The sequence below is a fragment of the Pannonibacter sp. I15F10I1 genome, from assembly GCF_900185665.1.
Classification (GTDB): domain Bacteria; phylum Pseudomonadota; class Alphaproteobacteria; order Rhizobiales; family Stappiaceae; genus Pannonibacter; species Pannonibacter indicus.
Genome location: NZ_FYAN01000029.1, coordinates 239,682 through 254,876, shown reverse-complemented (window position 1 = coordinate 254,876; position 15,195 = coordinate 239,682). Strand labels below are relative to the sequence as shown.

At 62.9% G+C, this 15,195-nt stretch carries 15 protein-coding genes; 6 read left to right on the top strand and 9 right to left on the bottom strand.

The window, feature by feature from the left end; all coding sequences use genetic code 11:
• Positions 1–29: 29 nt before the first annotated feature.
• The 5 genes from IF10I1_RS22015 (at position 30) to IF10I1_RS21995 (ending at position 4,639) form a co-directional block, all read left to right on the top strand.
• The gene (locus tag IF10I1_RS22015) at positions 30–800 is read left to right on the top strand and encodes an ABC transporter ATP-binding protein (protein ID WP_050472138.1); all 771 of its coding nucleotides are present in this window, start codon (positions 30–32) and stop codon (positions 798–800) included.
• Entirely contained in the window at positions 797–1,504 is a 708-nt protein-coding gene (locus tag IF10I1_RS22010) for an ABC transporter ATP-binding protein (RefSeq protein ID WP_019963338.1), read from the top strand. The genes IF10I1_RS22015 and IF10I1_RS22010 overlap by 4 nt, the downstream gene beginning before the upstream one ends.
• A gap of 12 nt (positions 1,505–1,516) precedes the next feature.
• The gene (locus tag IF10I1_RS22005; RefSeq protein WP_186392140.1) at positions 1,517–2,389 is read left to right on the top strand and encodes a branched-chain amino acid ABC transporter permease; all 873 of its coding nucleotides are present in this window, start codon (positions 1,517–1,519) and stop codon (positions 2,387–2,389) included.
• A gap of 15 nt (positions 2,390–2,404) precedes the next feature.
• Positions 2,405–3,370 carry a branched-chain amino acid ABC transporter permease gene (locus IF10I1_RS22000; RefSeq protein WP_050472135.1) on the top strand — a complete coding sequence of 322 codons (966 nt, stop codon included), beginning with the start codon at positions 2,405–2,407 and terminating at the stop codon, positions 3,368–3,370.
• Positions 3,371–3,433: 63 nt separating this feature from the next.
• Complete coding sequence (locus IF10I1_RS21995; protein ID WP_186392139.1) at positions 3,434–4,639, top strand: ABC transporter substrate-binding protein; 1,206 nt, start codon at positions 3,434–3,436, stop codon at positions 4,637–4,639.
• Positions 4,640–4,937: 298 nt separating this feature from the next.
• On the opposite strand, the gene IF10I1_RS21990 is transcribed toward IF10I1_RS21995, so the two are convergent.
• The 9 genes from IF10I1_RS21990 to betI form a co-directional block, all read right to left on the bottom strand.
• Positions 4,938–5,285, bottom strand: a complete 348-nt coding sequence (locus IF10I1_RS21990) for a DMT family protein (RefSeq protein ID WP_050472133.1) — start codon at positions 5,283–5,285, stop codon at positions 4,938–4,940.
• 120 nt (positions 5,286–5,405) lie between these two features.
• Positions 5,406–5,627 carry a hemin uptake protein HemP gene (gene hemP, locus IF10I1_RS21985; protein ID WP_244274454.1) on the bottom strand — a complete coding sequence of 74 codons (222 nt, stop codon included), beginning with the start codon at positions 5,625–5,627 and terminating at the stop codon, positions 5,406–5,408.
• 461 nt (positions 5,628–6,088) lie between these two features.
• Positions 6,089–6,547, bottom strand: a complete 459-nt coding sequence (locus IF10I1_RS21980; RefSeq protein WP_082205851.1) for an Rrf2 family transcriptional regulator — start codon at positions 6,545–6,547, stop codon at positions 6,089–6,091.
• A 94-nt stretch (positions 6,548–6,641) separates the two neighbouring features.
• Complete coding sequence (locus IF10I1_RS21975) at positions 6,642–7,703, bottom strand: LacI family DNA-binding transcriptional regulator (RefSeq protein ID WP_082205850.1); 1,062 nt, start codon at positions 7,701–7,703, stop codon at positions 6,642–6,644.
• Positions 7,704–7,779: 76 nt separating this feature from the next.
• The gene (locus tag IF10I1_RS21970) at positions 7,780–8,964 is read right to left on the bottom strand and encodes an NAD(P)/FAD-dependent oxidoreductase (protein WP_186392138.1); all 1,185 of its coding nucleotides are present in this window, start codon (positions 8,962–8,964) and stop codon (positions 7,780–7,782) included.
• Positions 8,965–9,171: 207 nt separating this feature from the next.
• Positions 9,172–9,684, bottom strand: a complete 513-nt coding sequence (locus tag IF10I1_RS21965) for a GrpB family protein (RefSeq protein WP_186392240.1) — start codon at positions 9,682–9,684, stop codon at positions 9,172–9,174.
• A 451-nt stretch (positions 9,685–10,135) separates the two neighbouring features.
• Entirely contained in the window at positions 10,136–11,599 is a 1,464-nt protein-coding gene (gene betB / locus IF10I1_RS21960) for a betaine-aldehyde dehydrogenase (protein WP_186392137.1), read from the bottom strand.
• A gap of 63 nt (positions 11,600–11,662) precedes the next feature.
• A complete protein-coding gene (betA, locus tag IF10I1_RS21955; RefSeq protein ID WP_208977309.1) occupies positions 11,663–13,321 on the bottom strand; it encodes a choline dehydrogenase in 1,659 nt (552 codons plus the stop codon).
• A complete protein-coding gene (gene betI / locus IF10I1_RS21950; RefSeq protein WP_186392136.1) occupies positions 13,318–13,929 on the bottom strand; it encodes a transcriptional regulator BetI in 612 nt (203 codons plus the stop codon). Before betI ends, betA begins: the two co-directional genes overlap by 4 nt.
• Positions 13,930–14,171: 242 nt before the next feature.
• Here betI and IF10I1_RS21945 point away from each other — a divergent pair, with 242 nt between their 5' ends.
• The gene (locus IF10I1_RS21945) at positions 14,172–15,128 is read left to right on the top strand and encodes a choline ABC transporter substrate-binding protein (RefSeq protein ID WP_186392135.1); all 957 of its coding nucleotides are present in this window, start codon (positions 14,172–14,174) and stop codon (positions 15,126–15,128) included.
• Positions 15,129–15,195: the final 67 nt, after the last annotated feature.

Sequence of the window (15,195 nt, the reverse complement as noted above, 5' to 3'; positions counted from 1 at the left end):
CTGTCAATCGCAGCGGCGGGGAAAATCAGATGCTGGAACTCGACCAGCTTGTCATGCAGTTTGGCGGCTTCACGGCTGTTGATCACTGTACCTTCCAGGTGAAGGAAGGCACGATCACAGGCCTGATCGGACCCAATGGCGCTGGCAAGACGACGCTTTTCAATCTCATTGCAGGTGCATTTCCTCCGGTGGCGGGCAAGATCCGCTTCTGCGGTGAGGATGTGACCGGCCTGCCGGCCAACAAGCTGTTCCACAAGGGACTGGTGCGCACCTTCCAGATCCCGCACGAGTTTCACCGGCTGACGGCGCTGGAAAATCTGATGATGGTGGCCCCGGCCCAGCCGGGCGAGAACCTGCTGGCCAACTGGTTCAACTGGGGCAAGGTGGCCAGCACAGAGGCGGAGGTGGTCCGCCGGGCCTGGGAAACGCTGGACTTCCTCGAACTCACCCATGTGGCGGGCGAGCGGGCCGGCAATCTCTCCGGCGGCCAGAAGAAGCTGCTGGAACTGGGCCGCACCATGATGACGGATGCGAAGCTGGTGCTGCTGGACGAGCCTGCGGCCGGCGTCAACCGCACCCTCCTGCGCAAGCTGGAAGAAAAGATCCAGATCCTCAACCGGGAGCGCGGCTACACCTTCATCCTCATCGAGCATGACATGGAGATGATCGAGAAGCTCTGCCATCCGGTCGTCTGCATGGCCGAGGGCAAGGTGCTGATTGCCGGGGACTTCCAGACCGTGCGTTCCGATCCAAGGGTGCTCGAAGCCTATCTCGGTGAAACGCAGGGAGATGCAGCATGAGCGCGCTCCTGACGATGCAGTCCCTCACCGGGGGCTATGGCGAGACCAACATTCTCAATCAGGTGTCGATGACGGTGAATGACCGCGAGATCGTGGTCATCGTCGGCCCCAACGGGGCGGGCAAATCCACCGCGATGAAGGCCATCTTCGGCCTTCTCACCATTCGCGGCGGCTCCATCACCTTCGACGGCACCGACATCACCAACTGGGCGCCGAACCAGATCGTCCAGCGCGGCATCTGCTACGTGCCGCAGGTGGACAATATCTTCCGCGAAATGAGCATCCACGAGAATCTCGAAATGGGTGCCTTCCTGCGCAAGGGCGATCTCTCGGCCGCCTTTGACCGGGTATACACGCTGTTCCCTGACTTGAAGGCGCGCCGCAAGACGCCGGCGGGCAATCTCTCCGGCGGGCAGCGGCAGATGGTGGCCATGGGCCGGGCCCTGATGCTCGACCCCAAGCTCCTGCTGCTGGACGAGCCGACGGCGGGCCTTTCGCCGAAATACATGGAGCAGATCTTCCAGATCAGCCGCGATGTCCGCGATACGGGCGTCGCCATCCTGCTGGTGGAGCAGCATGCCAAGCAGGCCCTTGCCTTTGCCGACCGGGCCTATGTGCTGGCGGCAGGTGCCAACCGGCACGAAGGCACGGGGCAGGCGCTTCTCGCCGACCGCGAGGTCGCAGAAATGTTCCTGGGCGGGTGAGGCTGAGACAAGATGACCTTTCTGGATTTCATCAATTTCTACATCGTGCCGGGGCTCGTCATGGGCTCCATCTATGCGCTGGGTGCCGTCGGCATCACGCTGGTGTTTGGGATCCTGCGCTTTGCGCATCTGGCCCATGGTGATCTGGCAACGCTCGGTGCCTTCCTGGCGCTGGCGCTGGTGACGGCCCTTGGCATTCCGCCTCTGGCGGCGCTGCCCTTTGCCATCCTGGCGACAGCGGGCGTGGCGGTGGGGCTCGACAAGGTGTTCTACGAGCACCTGCGCAACCGGCCCAAGATCATCACCGTGATGGCAACGCTGGGTGCGGCCCTGATGATCCGCGCCGTGGTGCAGGTGGTCTGGGGTGTCGATACCCAGACCTATTCCCGCGGGCTGGTGCGGCCGGAGAACTACTTCGGCATCCGGGTGCGCGACCGGGAGATCTACACCCTCATCGCCATGCTGGCGCTGGTGGCCGGCCTGCAGCTGTTCCTGTCCCGCTCCAAGTGGGGCAAGGCCATGCGCGCCATGTCGGACAATCCCAACCTGGCGCTGCTGTCGGGCATCGACAACCGCAAGGTCGTCATGCTGACATGGATGATCGCGGGCGGCCTGTGCGCGGCGGCCGGCGTGTTCCTGGGGCTCAACACCGAGCTGAAGCCGATGATGGGCTGGTCCATGCTGCTGCCGATGTTCGCGGCTGCCATTCTAGGCGGCGTCGGCCGCGTGGAAGGTGCCGTGCTGGGCGGCCTCATTGTGGGCATCGCCGAAGAGGTCTCCGTGGTGTTCATTCCCAGTGAATACAAGGCGGCAATGGCCTTCGCGATTCTGCTGTTCATGCTGCTGGTGCGGCCCACCGGGCTTCTGCGCGGCAAGGTGCTCTGACGGGGAGATTGCGCAATGGAACTCATTGGCCTTGCAAACTACGCCCTGTTCATGGGCGTCTTCATCGGCATCTACGCGCTTCTGGCGCTGGGGCTGAACATTCAGTGGGGCTTCACCGGCCTGTTCAATGCCGGTATCGCGGGCTTCTTTGCCGTCGGGGCCTACACCTCGGCGATCCTGACGAGCCCGCATGTGGCTGGCCGGCTTGGCGGTTTTGATCTGCCGGTTCTTGCCGGGTGGGCAGGAGCCATGCTGATGGCAGGCGCCATCGCCTGGCCGATCGGCAAGATCTGTCTGCGCTTCCGCTCCGACTATCTCGCCATCGCCACCATCGGCATTGCCGAGATCATCCGCCTCGTCATCAAGTCCGAAGATGCATTGACGGGCGGCGCACGCGGCATCACGCGCATTCCGCGCCCCTTCGGCGATCTGCCCTATGTGCAGTCGCAGATGGCCTATCTCGCCATTGTCATCGTGGTGCTGGGCATTGCCTACATGCTGATCCAGCGGCAGATCAATTCGCCCTGGGGCCGCATGATGCGCGCCATCCGTGACAACGAGCTGGCCGCCACCGCCATGGGCAAGGACATTGCCTACCGCCGCCTGCAGTCCTTCATCTTCGGCGCGGCGCTGATGGGTCTTGGCGGGGCGCTCTTCGCCCATTTCAACCGCGCCATCACCCCGGAAGCCATCGACCCGATGATTGCCACCTTCCTCGTCTGGATCATGCTGATCCTCGGCGGGTCGGGCAATAACAGGGGAGCAATCCTGGGTGCGGCGATTGTATGGATCATCTGGTCCGTTTCAGAGATTGCAACGGACCGCCTGCCGCATGAATATGCGGTCAAGGCCAAGTACATCCGCGTCTTCCTCATCGGGTTGATGCTGCAGCTGGTCCTGCGCTTCCGCTCCGAGGGGCTGTTGCCGGAAACCCTTCCGGAAAACCCGCCCAGGCCGCAGAAGCAGGGGACTGGTGCCTGACCTGGCCGCGGGACTGAAGTTTGCAATGAGGGGCAAAAGCCCCCGCTTTGTGGAGGTAATGAAATGACGCATAAGCTTCTCGCTCTGGCAGGTTCGCTCCTGGCCGCGACTGCTCTGGCCAGCGTTCCGGCCGAGGCAGATGTGAAGATTGGCCTGCTCGGCGGCATTTCCGGCCCGATTGCGGCCATGGCTCCGGCCATGATTGATTCGGCCCAGATGGCGATTGCCGAAGTGAACGAGCAGGGCGGCATTCTGGCCGGTGAAAAGCTCGTGCCGGTCATCGGCGACAGCGCCTGCAACCCGCAGAACGGCACGGACGCCGCCACCAAGGCCGTGAACATCGACGGCGTTGTCGGCATCGTCGGCCCGCATTGCTCGGGCGCCGTGATTGCCGCTGCCAACTCGGTCACCATCCCGGCCGGCATCGCGCTGATCACCCCGTCGGGCACCTCGCCGGAAATCACCAGCCTGAAGGACAATGACACCGTGTTCCGCACCGTGCCGTCCGACGACTTCCAGGGCCGTGCTCTTGCCCGTACCCTGAAGGAGCAGGGCTATGGCAAGGTGGCTGTCGCCTACCTCAATAATGACTATGGCTCCGGCCTCGCCAATGCCTTCAAGGCTGAATATGAAGAGATCGGCGGAGAGATCGCCGGTTTTGCCGCCCATGAAGGCGAGCGCGCCTCCTACCGCTCGAACCTCGCTGAACTCGCCAAGGGCGGTGCCGACACGCTCGTCATCTTCGACTATGGTGATGGCAGCGGCCTGACCATGCTGCGCGAAGCGCTGGAGAACGGCTTCTTCGAGAAGTTCGTCGGCGGTGACGGCATGAAGTCCGACGCTCCGATCCGCGAGCTGGGCGCAGACAACCTCACCACCTTCGTAGCGTCTTCTCCGGTCGGCGAGCAATCGGCAGCCCTCGAAGCCTTCAATGCGGCATTCAAGGCCAAGGGTGGCGATCCGGATGCGATCTTCGTCACCACCTCTTATGACGCAGCTTTCCTGATGGCCTTGGCCATCGAAAAGGCAGGCGGCGACAAGACCAAGGTGGCAGCTGCCATCCGTCAGGTGGCCGGTGCTGAAGGCGGCGAGCCGATCCTGCCGGGCGAATGGGCGAAGGCCAAGGCGCTGATCGCCGAAGGCAAGGCCATCGACTATCAGGGCGCTGCAGGCGAGCATTCCTTCGACGAGGCCGGTGACGTTCCGGGCGCGTACTCCCTGTTCAAGGTCGGCGCCAACGGCTTCGAAGTCCTGACCGAAATGAAGTGACATGGTTCCGGCCCCGTTGCGGGCCGGTACCCGGGACATGCGATCATGCGAGACCGGCGGCCCCAAATGCTGCCGGTTTTCGTTTGAAGATCTGTTCACTCTCCGTCGTCATCCCGGCCAAGCGTAGCGCGAGCCGGGACCGGTGAGCCGGGGTGTAAGTTGGTTGTCCCAAGAGCTAGAGCCGCAAGACCGTGGCTCACCGGTCCCGGATCTCCGCTTCGCTGCGTCCGGGATGACGACGGAAAGGCTATGGCTGCGTTTTTGACGACTGCCGGTTTTTGTTTGGATGCGGTGGTGATCAGCCGCGGAAGATGAAGCCAGCGCCAACGGCGATCAGCGAGAAGCCGATCAGGTGATTGAAGCGCAGCGGCTCGCCCAGATAGAAAACGGAGAAGAGCACGAAGACCGTCAGCGTCAGGACTTCCTGAATGGTCTTCAATTCGGCAGCATTGAAATAGCCGTAGCCGATACGGTTGGCAGGAACCTGCAGGCAATATTCGAAAAAGGCGATGCCCCAGCTGACCATGATGACGATCCAGAGCGCGGTGCTCTTGAACTTCAGATGGCCATACCAGGCGAAAGTCATGAAGATATTGGAGGCCAGCAGGAGACCGATGGTCACCAGCGGAACGGGAAGGGAAGCCATGTCAGGATGCACTCCGGCAAGAAAAGGCGCTGGCCGGGCATGATTCCTGCCGCGTGACCAGACGCCTTCACTTGCGCGCAGTTTGCGGCGCGCGCAAGGCCTTCGTGACCCCTCCCTGCGTCATTTTGTCAGAATCAGCTTGCCGAGCTTGGTGATCGTCAGCCGGTAGGTCTCGTCATTGTGCCGGATGCGCACTTCGCGCGAGCCCTTGAACAGGGAGGTGCTGTCCAGCATGCCGTTATGGTCTGCCGCAGCGCTCTTGCGCATGCCCGGAAGGCTCAGCTTTTCCTGGCGCAGGCTGTTCTGGCTGGGCACGGCGTGGGAGGGGGGAACGTGGCGCATGAAATTACCTCGACAGCTCAACAGTTTGGACAAGTTCCAATGTGCGGTGCACCCGCAACATTTAACTTGACTGTAATACTCATAATAAGCTATCAAGACAAGGCCTGAGCGGCGGTGCTTCGGAAATCGCGTCCTTCGAACCACATGCCCTCAGGAGGCTGACCTTCAGTCAAAATGCCTGGCAAGCCAGCTGTTTTCTCCTCTCCCTCAGACAGCAAGCCAGCCCGGCGTTCCCCGCTTCAAGCGGGGAGGCCTGCGGGCCCGATTCTGCCCTTTGAGGCAATCTCTCCCCGAACAGATTTCCCCGAACAGATTTTCCGGAACAGCCAGTCACCTGAGCGCAACCCTCCGGTTGTCGCGGCATGAGCGCCTGACCGTTGCTGCCCAAGAAAAAACGCCGGACCTGTCAGGACCGGCGTCTCAATGCAATCGCCTTGCGGCCTGCCGTCGCGGGGAACCGGTCAGCTGGCGGCGGCGAGAGAAATTTCGCCGATGTTCAGCAGCTGGCGCAGATCCGTGCGGTTCTCGGAGATGTCTTCGATGGTCTTGCTGTCCAGCACGTCCATGAAGGCCTCCAGCGCTTCGTGCAGCACGCCGTTGAAGCCGCAGGTCGTCAGGATCGGGCAATCCTTCCGGCCGGAGTTGAAGCATTCCGCCAGATAGAAGGATTCTTCGGCAACCCGCACAACCTCGCCCAGCGTGATCTGGTCGGCGGGTCTCGCCAGAACGATCCCGCCATTGCGGCCGCGAAGGGTCTTGATGAGGTCCGCATCCACCAGGATCTTCATGATCTTGAACAGGTGCGTTTCGGACATGCCGAAGCTGGCGGCAATCTCTGCCACCTTGCTGGGACGGTCCGGGTTCGCTGCGCAGTACATCAGCGTGCGAACGGCATAGTTGGTTTGTTGAGTAAGACGCATAGGTTTTAATATGTCCTCAAGAGGGGCAACCGTCAATGGGGTAAACGCGTAAGGATCGCAGTATTCTGCGGCTTACGGACTTGTTGCCGATACGTCAGGTTTTTGCCTCCTCCGGGGGCAGATTACCCGGCAAGAAGATGTCGATGCCGATCCGCTCCTGTTCCGCGATCACCGGCGTGCCGTCAATCAGCGCCTTCAGCACCCGGACTGCGCTGCGGATCTCGTGGCCGGGGTTCTGGGCGATCAGCGCATCAATGGTGCCGTCGAGCAGCGCCCGGCGGGTATAGGGCGTCAGTTCATGGGCGATGAAGGTCACCTGCCGCGCCACGCCGCGTTCCTCCAGCGCCGAAATGACACCCCGGTTGCCGCCGCCCGCATTGTAGAGCCCTTCGAGGTCCGGATGCTCGTCGAGCAGGCGCAGGGTGATGTCACGGGTGCGCTCATTGTCATCGCGGCCCTCGCGCACTTTCAGCGCCTGCAATCCGGGCTGAAGCTCTTCCAGCACCTCAAGGCAGCTGCCGTGGCGCTCCGCATGGTCGCGCAGGCCCAGCGAGCCCGCGATGAAGCCGACCTTGGCCGTGGAGCCGGGGCGGTTTCCGGCAATGAACCGGGCGAGCAGCTGCCCGGCAGAGCGCCCCGCCGCCACATTGTCGATGCCGGCAAAATGCGCGCGCGCCGAGGCCGGATGATCGGAGATGAGGGTGACCACAGGCACGTCCCGCATGGCCAGCCGGTCGATGGCGGCACGCACTTCCGGCGAGCTGGGTGCAACCACGGCCACCCCGTCGCAGATGCTCTTGTCGAGTACGGCCAGTGTTCCGGCGACCGAATGGCTGTCAAAGGCGTCGATGGGGGTGATGGTCATCACCACCCGCTCGCCCGCAACACGCAGCGCCACCTGTTCCGCCTCGCGCTTCAGGTCTTCCATGAAGGCGTTGGTGCTCTGGGGAATGAGGAAATGCAGCCGGTAGCGGCGGCGTTTGGCCAGGTTGGCGGCATGGACATCGGGCGTATAGCCCAGGTCCCGCACGGCCGTTTCAACCCGCTCCACCGTTGCGGCCCGCACACCCGGCCTGCCGTTCAGCACCCTGTCGACGGTGGCAAGGCTCACTCCGGCCCGCGCCGCCACATCATGAATGGTCACACGCTGCATCATCACTCCCCAGCTGCCCCGACTATAGCGGCCGCATCGGGCTTGTCAGCAATTTTGTGCAATGCAGCAAGTGCTGCTTTCAGCCGAGGATGGCCTGTCCTGCCGCATGGCCCGAGGCCCAGGCCCACTGGAAATTGAAGCCGCCGAGATGGCCGGTCACATCCACCACCTCGCCGATGAAATAAAGCCCCGGCACATCGTTGGCCTCCATGGAGCGGGAGGAGAGGGCGGTGGTGTCCACGCCGCCCAATGTCACCTCCGCCGTGCGGTAGCCTTCGGTGCCTGCAGGCAACAGCTGCCAGCTGTTGATGGCGCTGCCCATCTTCTGCAGCACCTTGTCGGGCTGGTCGGCCAGCCGTCCGCCAAAGCCATGGGCGGCGCTCAGCTCTTCCGCCAGCCGCTTGGGCAAAAGTCCGGCCAGCGCGGTGCGCACATCCTGCTTGCCATGGCTGGTCTTGCCCGCCTTCAGCGCGGCAAACACATCGGTCTGCGGCAGCAGGTCGACGGTAATCGGCTGGCCCTCGCGCCAGTAGGACGAGATCTGCAGGACCGACGGGCCGGAAAGCCCCCGGTGCGTGAAGAGCAGGCCTTCGCGGAAGCGCGTCTTGCCGAAGCTGACGACCGCATCCACCGAGACACCCGCAAGCTTGGTGCAGAGGATCTTGTTGTCGTCCGAAAAGGTCAGCGGCACCAGCGCGGGGCGGGGCGGAACCACGGCAAGGCCGAACTGCTTGGCAATCTCGTAGCCGATGCCAGTGGCCCCCATCTTCGGGATCGACGGCCCGCCGGTCGCCACCACCAGCGCCTGGGCGCGCAGGGCGCCGCGGGAGGTGGCAACGGAAAACCGGTCATCCGGCTTGCTGACGGCGGTGAAGGACGTCTCCATCCACAGCTTCACTCCCGCCGCCTCCGCCTCGCGCAGCAGCATGTGGATGATGTCCATAGCGGCGTTGTCGCAGAACAGCTGGCCCAGCGTCTTCTCATGCCAGGGAATGCGGTGCGCCTCCACCAGCTTGAGGAAATGCTGCGGCGTATAGCGTTTCAGCGCCGAAACGCAGAAGCGCGGGTTCTGCGACAGGAAATTGGCCGGCGTGGTGTGCAGGTTGGTGAAATTGCACCGCCCGCCGCCGGAAATGCGGATCTTCTCCGCCGGGCGTTTGGCATGGTCGATCACCAGCACGGAAAGCCCCCGCTTTCCCGCCTCAATCGCACACATCAACCCGGCCGCCCCGGCGCCGAGCACAAGAACATCAATATCGGTCATGGGCTGCTTATAGGGCTTTGCCGGTGGGACGGCTAGCGGGGGGATGATACCGTAGATGTCTCCCGGACCCTCAATTCGTGATGCAGGCTCACATCTTCGAAATGGCTACGCACCGCCGCCCGGCGCTAACGCACCAAATGCAGCAAAAACGTCACGTGGAATTATCCGGCCGGGTAAATGTGCAAGGGCTGCGGTTGGCAGCACCTGTCATGCCCCATCCTTCAGGGCCCGTTCTACGATCTCCGAGATGAACGCGCTCTTTTCTGACGTGTACCGGTCGCCGTCGTACGGAAATTGATCTGCAAGCCGGCGTTTCAAAGCAGCATATGCGGCAGCCGCCTCGTCATGCTGCCGCAGATAGTCCCGGAACAGTATCCTGCGCTCGTGAGTCCGGTTTGAGGGCGGGCAAAGATAGGCCCTGATCTGGGGCGTGCGCTGCTTCCACAGGAAGGCCCACATATCGTCATCATACCGGTTTCCACGAGGCTCAAAGCCGACTTTTATCAGCTTCGCGCTAGCGTCAGGAATGTCAGCCAAGCTCGATACAGTGATATCGATGTCAATGACCGGCTTCGCGGCCAGATTTGGCACGGAAGTGCTGCCGATGTGGTCGATGGAAACAACATATTTTGCCAGCCTCGTCCTCAAAAGGACTTCAGTAGCGGAGAATTCACTCGGCCAGTTTGGATCGTAAGCGCAGATCTCGACTAGGGTGGGCATGAGCGTACCGCCAGTATCGGAATAACTGACGTTAACCGATTCATCTGGTCCATGTCCTCCTTGTGGCCGGTAATTGCCGTCATAAACGCCTTGCATCTTACCCCATTGTGCCACGGCCTCTCCGCTCCCGTCCCCCTCGTGGCTGCCGTTGTTTACCCGGCAAGGCCTATCTATCCCCCTCCCCCTTGAGGGGAGGGGTGAGGGGTGGGGGTAATGGACTGAAAACACGGAATATTTGTATTTCAAGCTTGAGGGGCAGAGACGAGTGCCAGTCAAGCTGCGCTCCTGCGTGAAGACCCCCACCCCTACCCCCTCCCCTCAAGGGGGAGGGGAAACGAGAGGCCTCGCCAGAGAAGCAAATCTCTGAAACTGCTGGTCTTCCGGCGTCAAAGAAACGCTTGTGGCCTCTTCCTGTACGATGTGTGTCCCCGAGACCTTACGAGGTCCCCCCTCAATAAGCCGCCTCAGTCCGTCCCATTTCCACGTAGACGCTTTTGATCTGGCTGTAATGGGCAATGGCGGCGTGGCCGTTTTCGCGGCCGATGCCGGAGGATTTGAAGCCGCCGAAGGGCATCTGGATGGGGGTGAGGTTGTAGGTGTTGATCCAGCAGGTGCCCGCCTGAAGCTGGCCGATGACGCGGTGGGCGCGCTGGATGTCGCGGGTGAAGACGCCGGCGCCGAGGCCGAATTCGGTGGCGTTGGCGCGGGTGATGACTTCTTCCTCCGTGTCGAAGTCGAGCACGCACATCACGGGGCCGAAGATTTCCTCCCGGGCAATGCGCATGCTGTCCTTAACATCGGCAAAGACGGTCGGTTCGACGAACAGGCCTCGCGGGAACTGCGGCACCTGCGCCGCCTTGCCGCCGCAGACGAGCCTTGCGCCTTCGTCCTGGCCCAGCTTCATGTAGCCCAGCACCTTGTCATATTGCGCCTTTGACACGAGCGGGCCGAGGTTGACGGCCTCGTCCAGCGGGTCGCCCATCACCGCATTGGCGGTGCGCTCGGCAAGGCGCTTCAGGAAGGTCTCCTTCAGGCCCTTCTGCACGAAGACGCGGGTGCCGTTGGAGCAGACCTGGCCGGTGGAGTAGAAATTGGCGTTGATCGCCGCCGAGACGGCGCTTTCGAGATCGGAATCGTCGAACAGGATCAGCGGCGACTTGCCGCCCAGTTCCAGCGTCAGATGCTTGAGGTTCGCCCCCGCAAGGCCCGCGACCTTGCGGCCCGTCGGCACGGAGCCGGTGACGGAGACCTTGGCCACAGCCGGATGGGAGACGAGCTTTGCCCCCACTTCGCCCGCGCCCTGCACCACGTTGAAGACACCGGCAGGAACGCCAGCTTCGGTGAGCGCTTCAGCCAGCTTCAGGGCGGAGAGCGGCGTCACTTCGGAGGGCTTGAAGATCATGGCATTGCCGCAGGCAAGGGCGGGAGCGGCTTTCCAGCAGGCGATCTGGATCGGATAGTTCCAGGCGCCGATGCCCACGCAGATGCCCAGCGGCTCGCGCCGGGTGTAGGCGAAGGAGCCGCCCAGATCGATGTGCTCGCCGGTCAGCGTGGCAGCGAGATTGCCGAAATACTCGAGGCAGTCGGCGCCGGAGGCCGCATCGGCGATGAGCGTTTCCTGCAAGGGCTTGCCGGTGTCCAGCGTTTCAAGCTCGCTCAGGTCCCGGTTTTGCTGGCGCAGGATGTCCGCTGCCCGGCGCAGCACCCGGCCGCGCTCCGTGGCAGGCATTGCGGCCCAGAGCTTCTGCCCTTCGCGGGCGGCGGCAATGGCCACCTCGATGGTGGCGTCATCTGCGCCATGCAGCCGGGCGATCACTTCGCCGGTGGCCGGGTAGATGCTGTCGAATGCGGGGCCTTCGGGGCTCTCCACATAGGCGCCGCCGATATAGTGGGAAGCTGCGGGTTGCGCGCGCATGGGCTTCGTTCCGTTCTGTTGACTGGGTGCCGCTGCGGGCACGCTCCTGTTCGGTCTTTTGGCTCAACGCTGGCTGTTTTGCCAGTCCGGATGGATCCACGGCTCCTGATTGGAGGCGGGCAGGGGCGTGCGGCCGAGGATATGGTCCGAGGCCTTCTCGCCCACCATGATCGAGGGCGCATTGAGATTGCCGTTGGTCACCTGCGGGAAGATGGAACTGTCCGCTACCCGCAAGCCCTCGACGCCGATCACCCGGCATTCGGGGTCCACCACGGCCATGGGATCGTCCTTGGCCCCCATGCGGCAGGTGCCGCAGGGGTGATAGGCGCTTTCCGCATGTTCGCGGATGAAGCCGTCCAGCTCCGCGTCGCTCTGCAGATGGCTGCCAGGCTGGATTTCCTTGCCCCGGAAGGGGGTGAAAGCCTCCTGCCCGAAGATTTCCCGCGTCAGGCGGATGCAGGCGCGGAAATCGGCCCAGTCATCGGCATGGGACATGTAGTTGAAGCGGATCGACGGCTTGTCCAGCGGATCAGCGCTTCTGAGCCGCACCTCGCCGCGAGACTTGGAGCGCATCGGTCCCACATGGGCCTGGAACCCGTGCCCCTCCGCCGCTGCCTTGCCGTCATAGCGCACGGCAAAGGGGATGAAGTGGAACTGGATGTCCGGATAGTCGATGCCGGCCTTCGAGCGGATGAAGGCGCAGGCCTCGAACTGGTTGGAAGCGCCAAGCCCCGTGCCGGTGAACAGCCACTGCGCCCCGATCAGGGCCTTGGAGACAAGGTTCCAGTGCTTGTAGAGCGTGATCGGCTGGGTGCAGGCCTGCTGCAGGTAAAGCTCCAGATGGTCCTGCAGGTTGGCGCCGACGCCGGGCCGGTCCGCCACGACTTCGATGCCGTGGTCCTTCAGATGCTGCGCCGGGCCAATGCCGGAGTGCATCAGCAGCTTGGGCGAGTTGATCGAGGAGGCGGAGATGATCACCTCGCGCCGGGCATGGGCCACCTGCGGCGCGCCGCTGCCGCGCTGGTACTCAACGCCGGTGGCGCGGCCGTTTTCGATGATGACGCGGCGCACGAGGGCGCCGGTGATCAGCTCCACATTGCCGCGCTTGAGGGCGGGCTTCAGATAGGCATTGGCGGCGGACCAGCGCTGACCCTTGTAGACGGTCATCTCCATGTCGCCGAAGCCTTCCTGTTTCTCACCATTGTAGTCGGCGGTGGTCTCGTAACCGGCCTGCCGCCCGGCCTCGATGAAGGCATTGAACAGCGGATTGTGCTTGGGCCCGCGCTGCACATGCAGGGGGCCGCTGCGCCCGCGCCAGCTCTCGTCACCGGCCTTGGCATTCTCCATCCGCTGGAAATAGGGCAGCACATGCCGGTAGCCCCAGCCACTGGCGCCCATGTCCTCCCAGGTGTCGAAGTCCCGCGCGTGGCCGCGCACATAGACCATGCCGTTGATGGAGGACGAGCCGCCGATCACCTTGCCGCGTGGGGTCGCCAGCACCCGCCCGCCCAGATGCGGCTCCGGCTCGCTGGCAAAGCCCCAGTCATAGCGGCGCATGTTCATGGGATAGGAGAGGGCCGCCGGCATCTGGATGAAGGGCCCGGCATCCGTGCCGCCGAATTCCAGCACCAGCACGCGGTTTGCAGGATCTTCCGACAGGCGCGCGGCCATGGCACAGCCCGCAGACCCGGCCCCCACGATGATGAAGTCATATCCGCTCATGGCTGCACCTCGTTCCCGGCTCCGGATTTGCGCATGCGGATCTGTGCTTCCACATAGTCCTCGACCATGCGGATGGCGGCTTCCCGGTCCGGCGTTTTCCGGCTCAGGGCCTGACGGATCCACACGCCGTCGATCATGGATGCAGTGCCTTCGGCGACCTCGGCCGCGTCCTTTTCCGGCAGGAAGGCCTTGAGGCTGAAGGTCAGGTTGGAGGTGAGGCGCGCGGCATAGATGCGCAGCAGGCGCTGATTGGATTCGGCCGTCTGGGCCTGCGCGTAGAACGACAGCCAGGCCGCAATCACCGCCTCGCGGAACTGCTCGGGGTCGAAATTTCCGGCGATGATCGCCGAAATCCGTTCGCGCGGGGTCGAGGCTGCGGCAAGGCGCGCGCGGATGCCCTGACCCAGCTCATGCAGCAGGTGCCGCATGGTGGCCGCAAGCAATTGATCCTTCGAGCCAAAATAGTGGTGCGCCAGACCGCCGGACACACCGGCACGGCGGGCGATCTGCGCAATCGTCACGTCGCAGAAGCCTGTCTCGTGAATCGCATCCACGGTTGCTTCGATAAGGGTGCGGCGGCGTTCCGCTTCCATCCCGATTTTCGGCATCAGGCACTCCTTTCCTCACCCTATGGATATTTTTAATTGATCGATCAATCAATCAAAACTTGCCAAGCCTGCGGCAAAATGTTTCAGTAGCAAAATCCAGAGGGGCAAACCGCACCGCAAAGACGGTCGTAGAAAAGGTTCCCCATTGCATAAGGGGTCCTGCCGGGTTCATTTGGGCGTGAACACCGGGGACGAGTCCTGTTATTACAGGGCGTCAACGCGAAAGCAGGAGAAAGAACCGGATGAAGCGTATATCCACTTTCATCGCCGGGCCGGCAGCGGGTTTTGCCCTTGCCGTGACCTTGACGGGCAGCGCCCTGGCGCTGGAACCTGAAAGCTGCAAGATGGTCCGGTTCTCGGATGTGGGCTGGACCGACATCACCGCGACAACCGCCGTCACCACCACGCTTCTTCAGGGGCTGGGCTATGAGACGGATATCAAGATCCTCTCCGTCCCGGTCACCTACGCCTCGCTCAAGAACAAGGACATCGACGTCTTCCTGGGCAACTGGATGCCCACCATGGAGGCGGACATCGCGCCCTACCGCGAGGATGGGTCGGTCGAGACGGTCCGCGCCAATCTGGAAGGCGCCAAATACACGCTCGCCGTGCCGCAATACACCTACGACAAGGGCCTCAAGAGCTTTGACGACATTGCCAAGTTCAAGGACAGTCTGAACGGCAAAATCTACGGCATCGAGCCTGGAAACGACGGAAACCGTCTCATCATCGGCATGATCGACCAGGATGAGTTCGGCCTGAAGGATTTCGAGGTGGTGGAAAGCTCCGAGCAGGGCATGCTGGCGCAGGTCGCCCGGGCCACCAACCGGAAGCAGGATGTGGTTTTCCTCGGCTGGGCGCCGCACCCGATGAATTCCAGTTTCGAAATCGCCTATCTGGATGGCGGCGATGACGTCTTCGGCCCCGATTATGGCGGCGCCACCGTCTACACCAATGTGCGCCAGGGCTATGTTGCCGAATGTGCCAATGTGGGCAAGCTGCTGACCAATCTCGAATTCACCCTCGAGATGGAAAATGAGATCATGGGCGCGATCCTGAACGACAACGCCGATCCCGCCAAGGTGGCCGCCGAATGGCTCAAGGCCAATCCGGCCAGCTTCGAAGGCTGGCTTGAGGGCGTGACCACCCGCGACGGCGGTGAAGCCATTCCGGCTGTGAAGCAGGCCCTCGGCCTCTGAACCCACCCGTACACTCCGGTGAGCTGGCCCGTGGCCGGCTCCCTGCAGGATACCACGAGATCGGCCG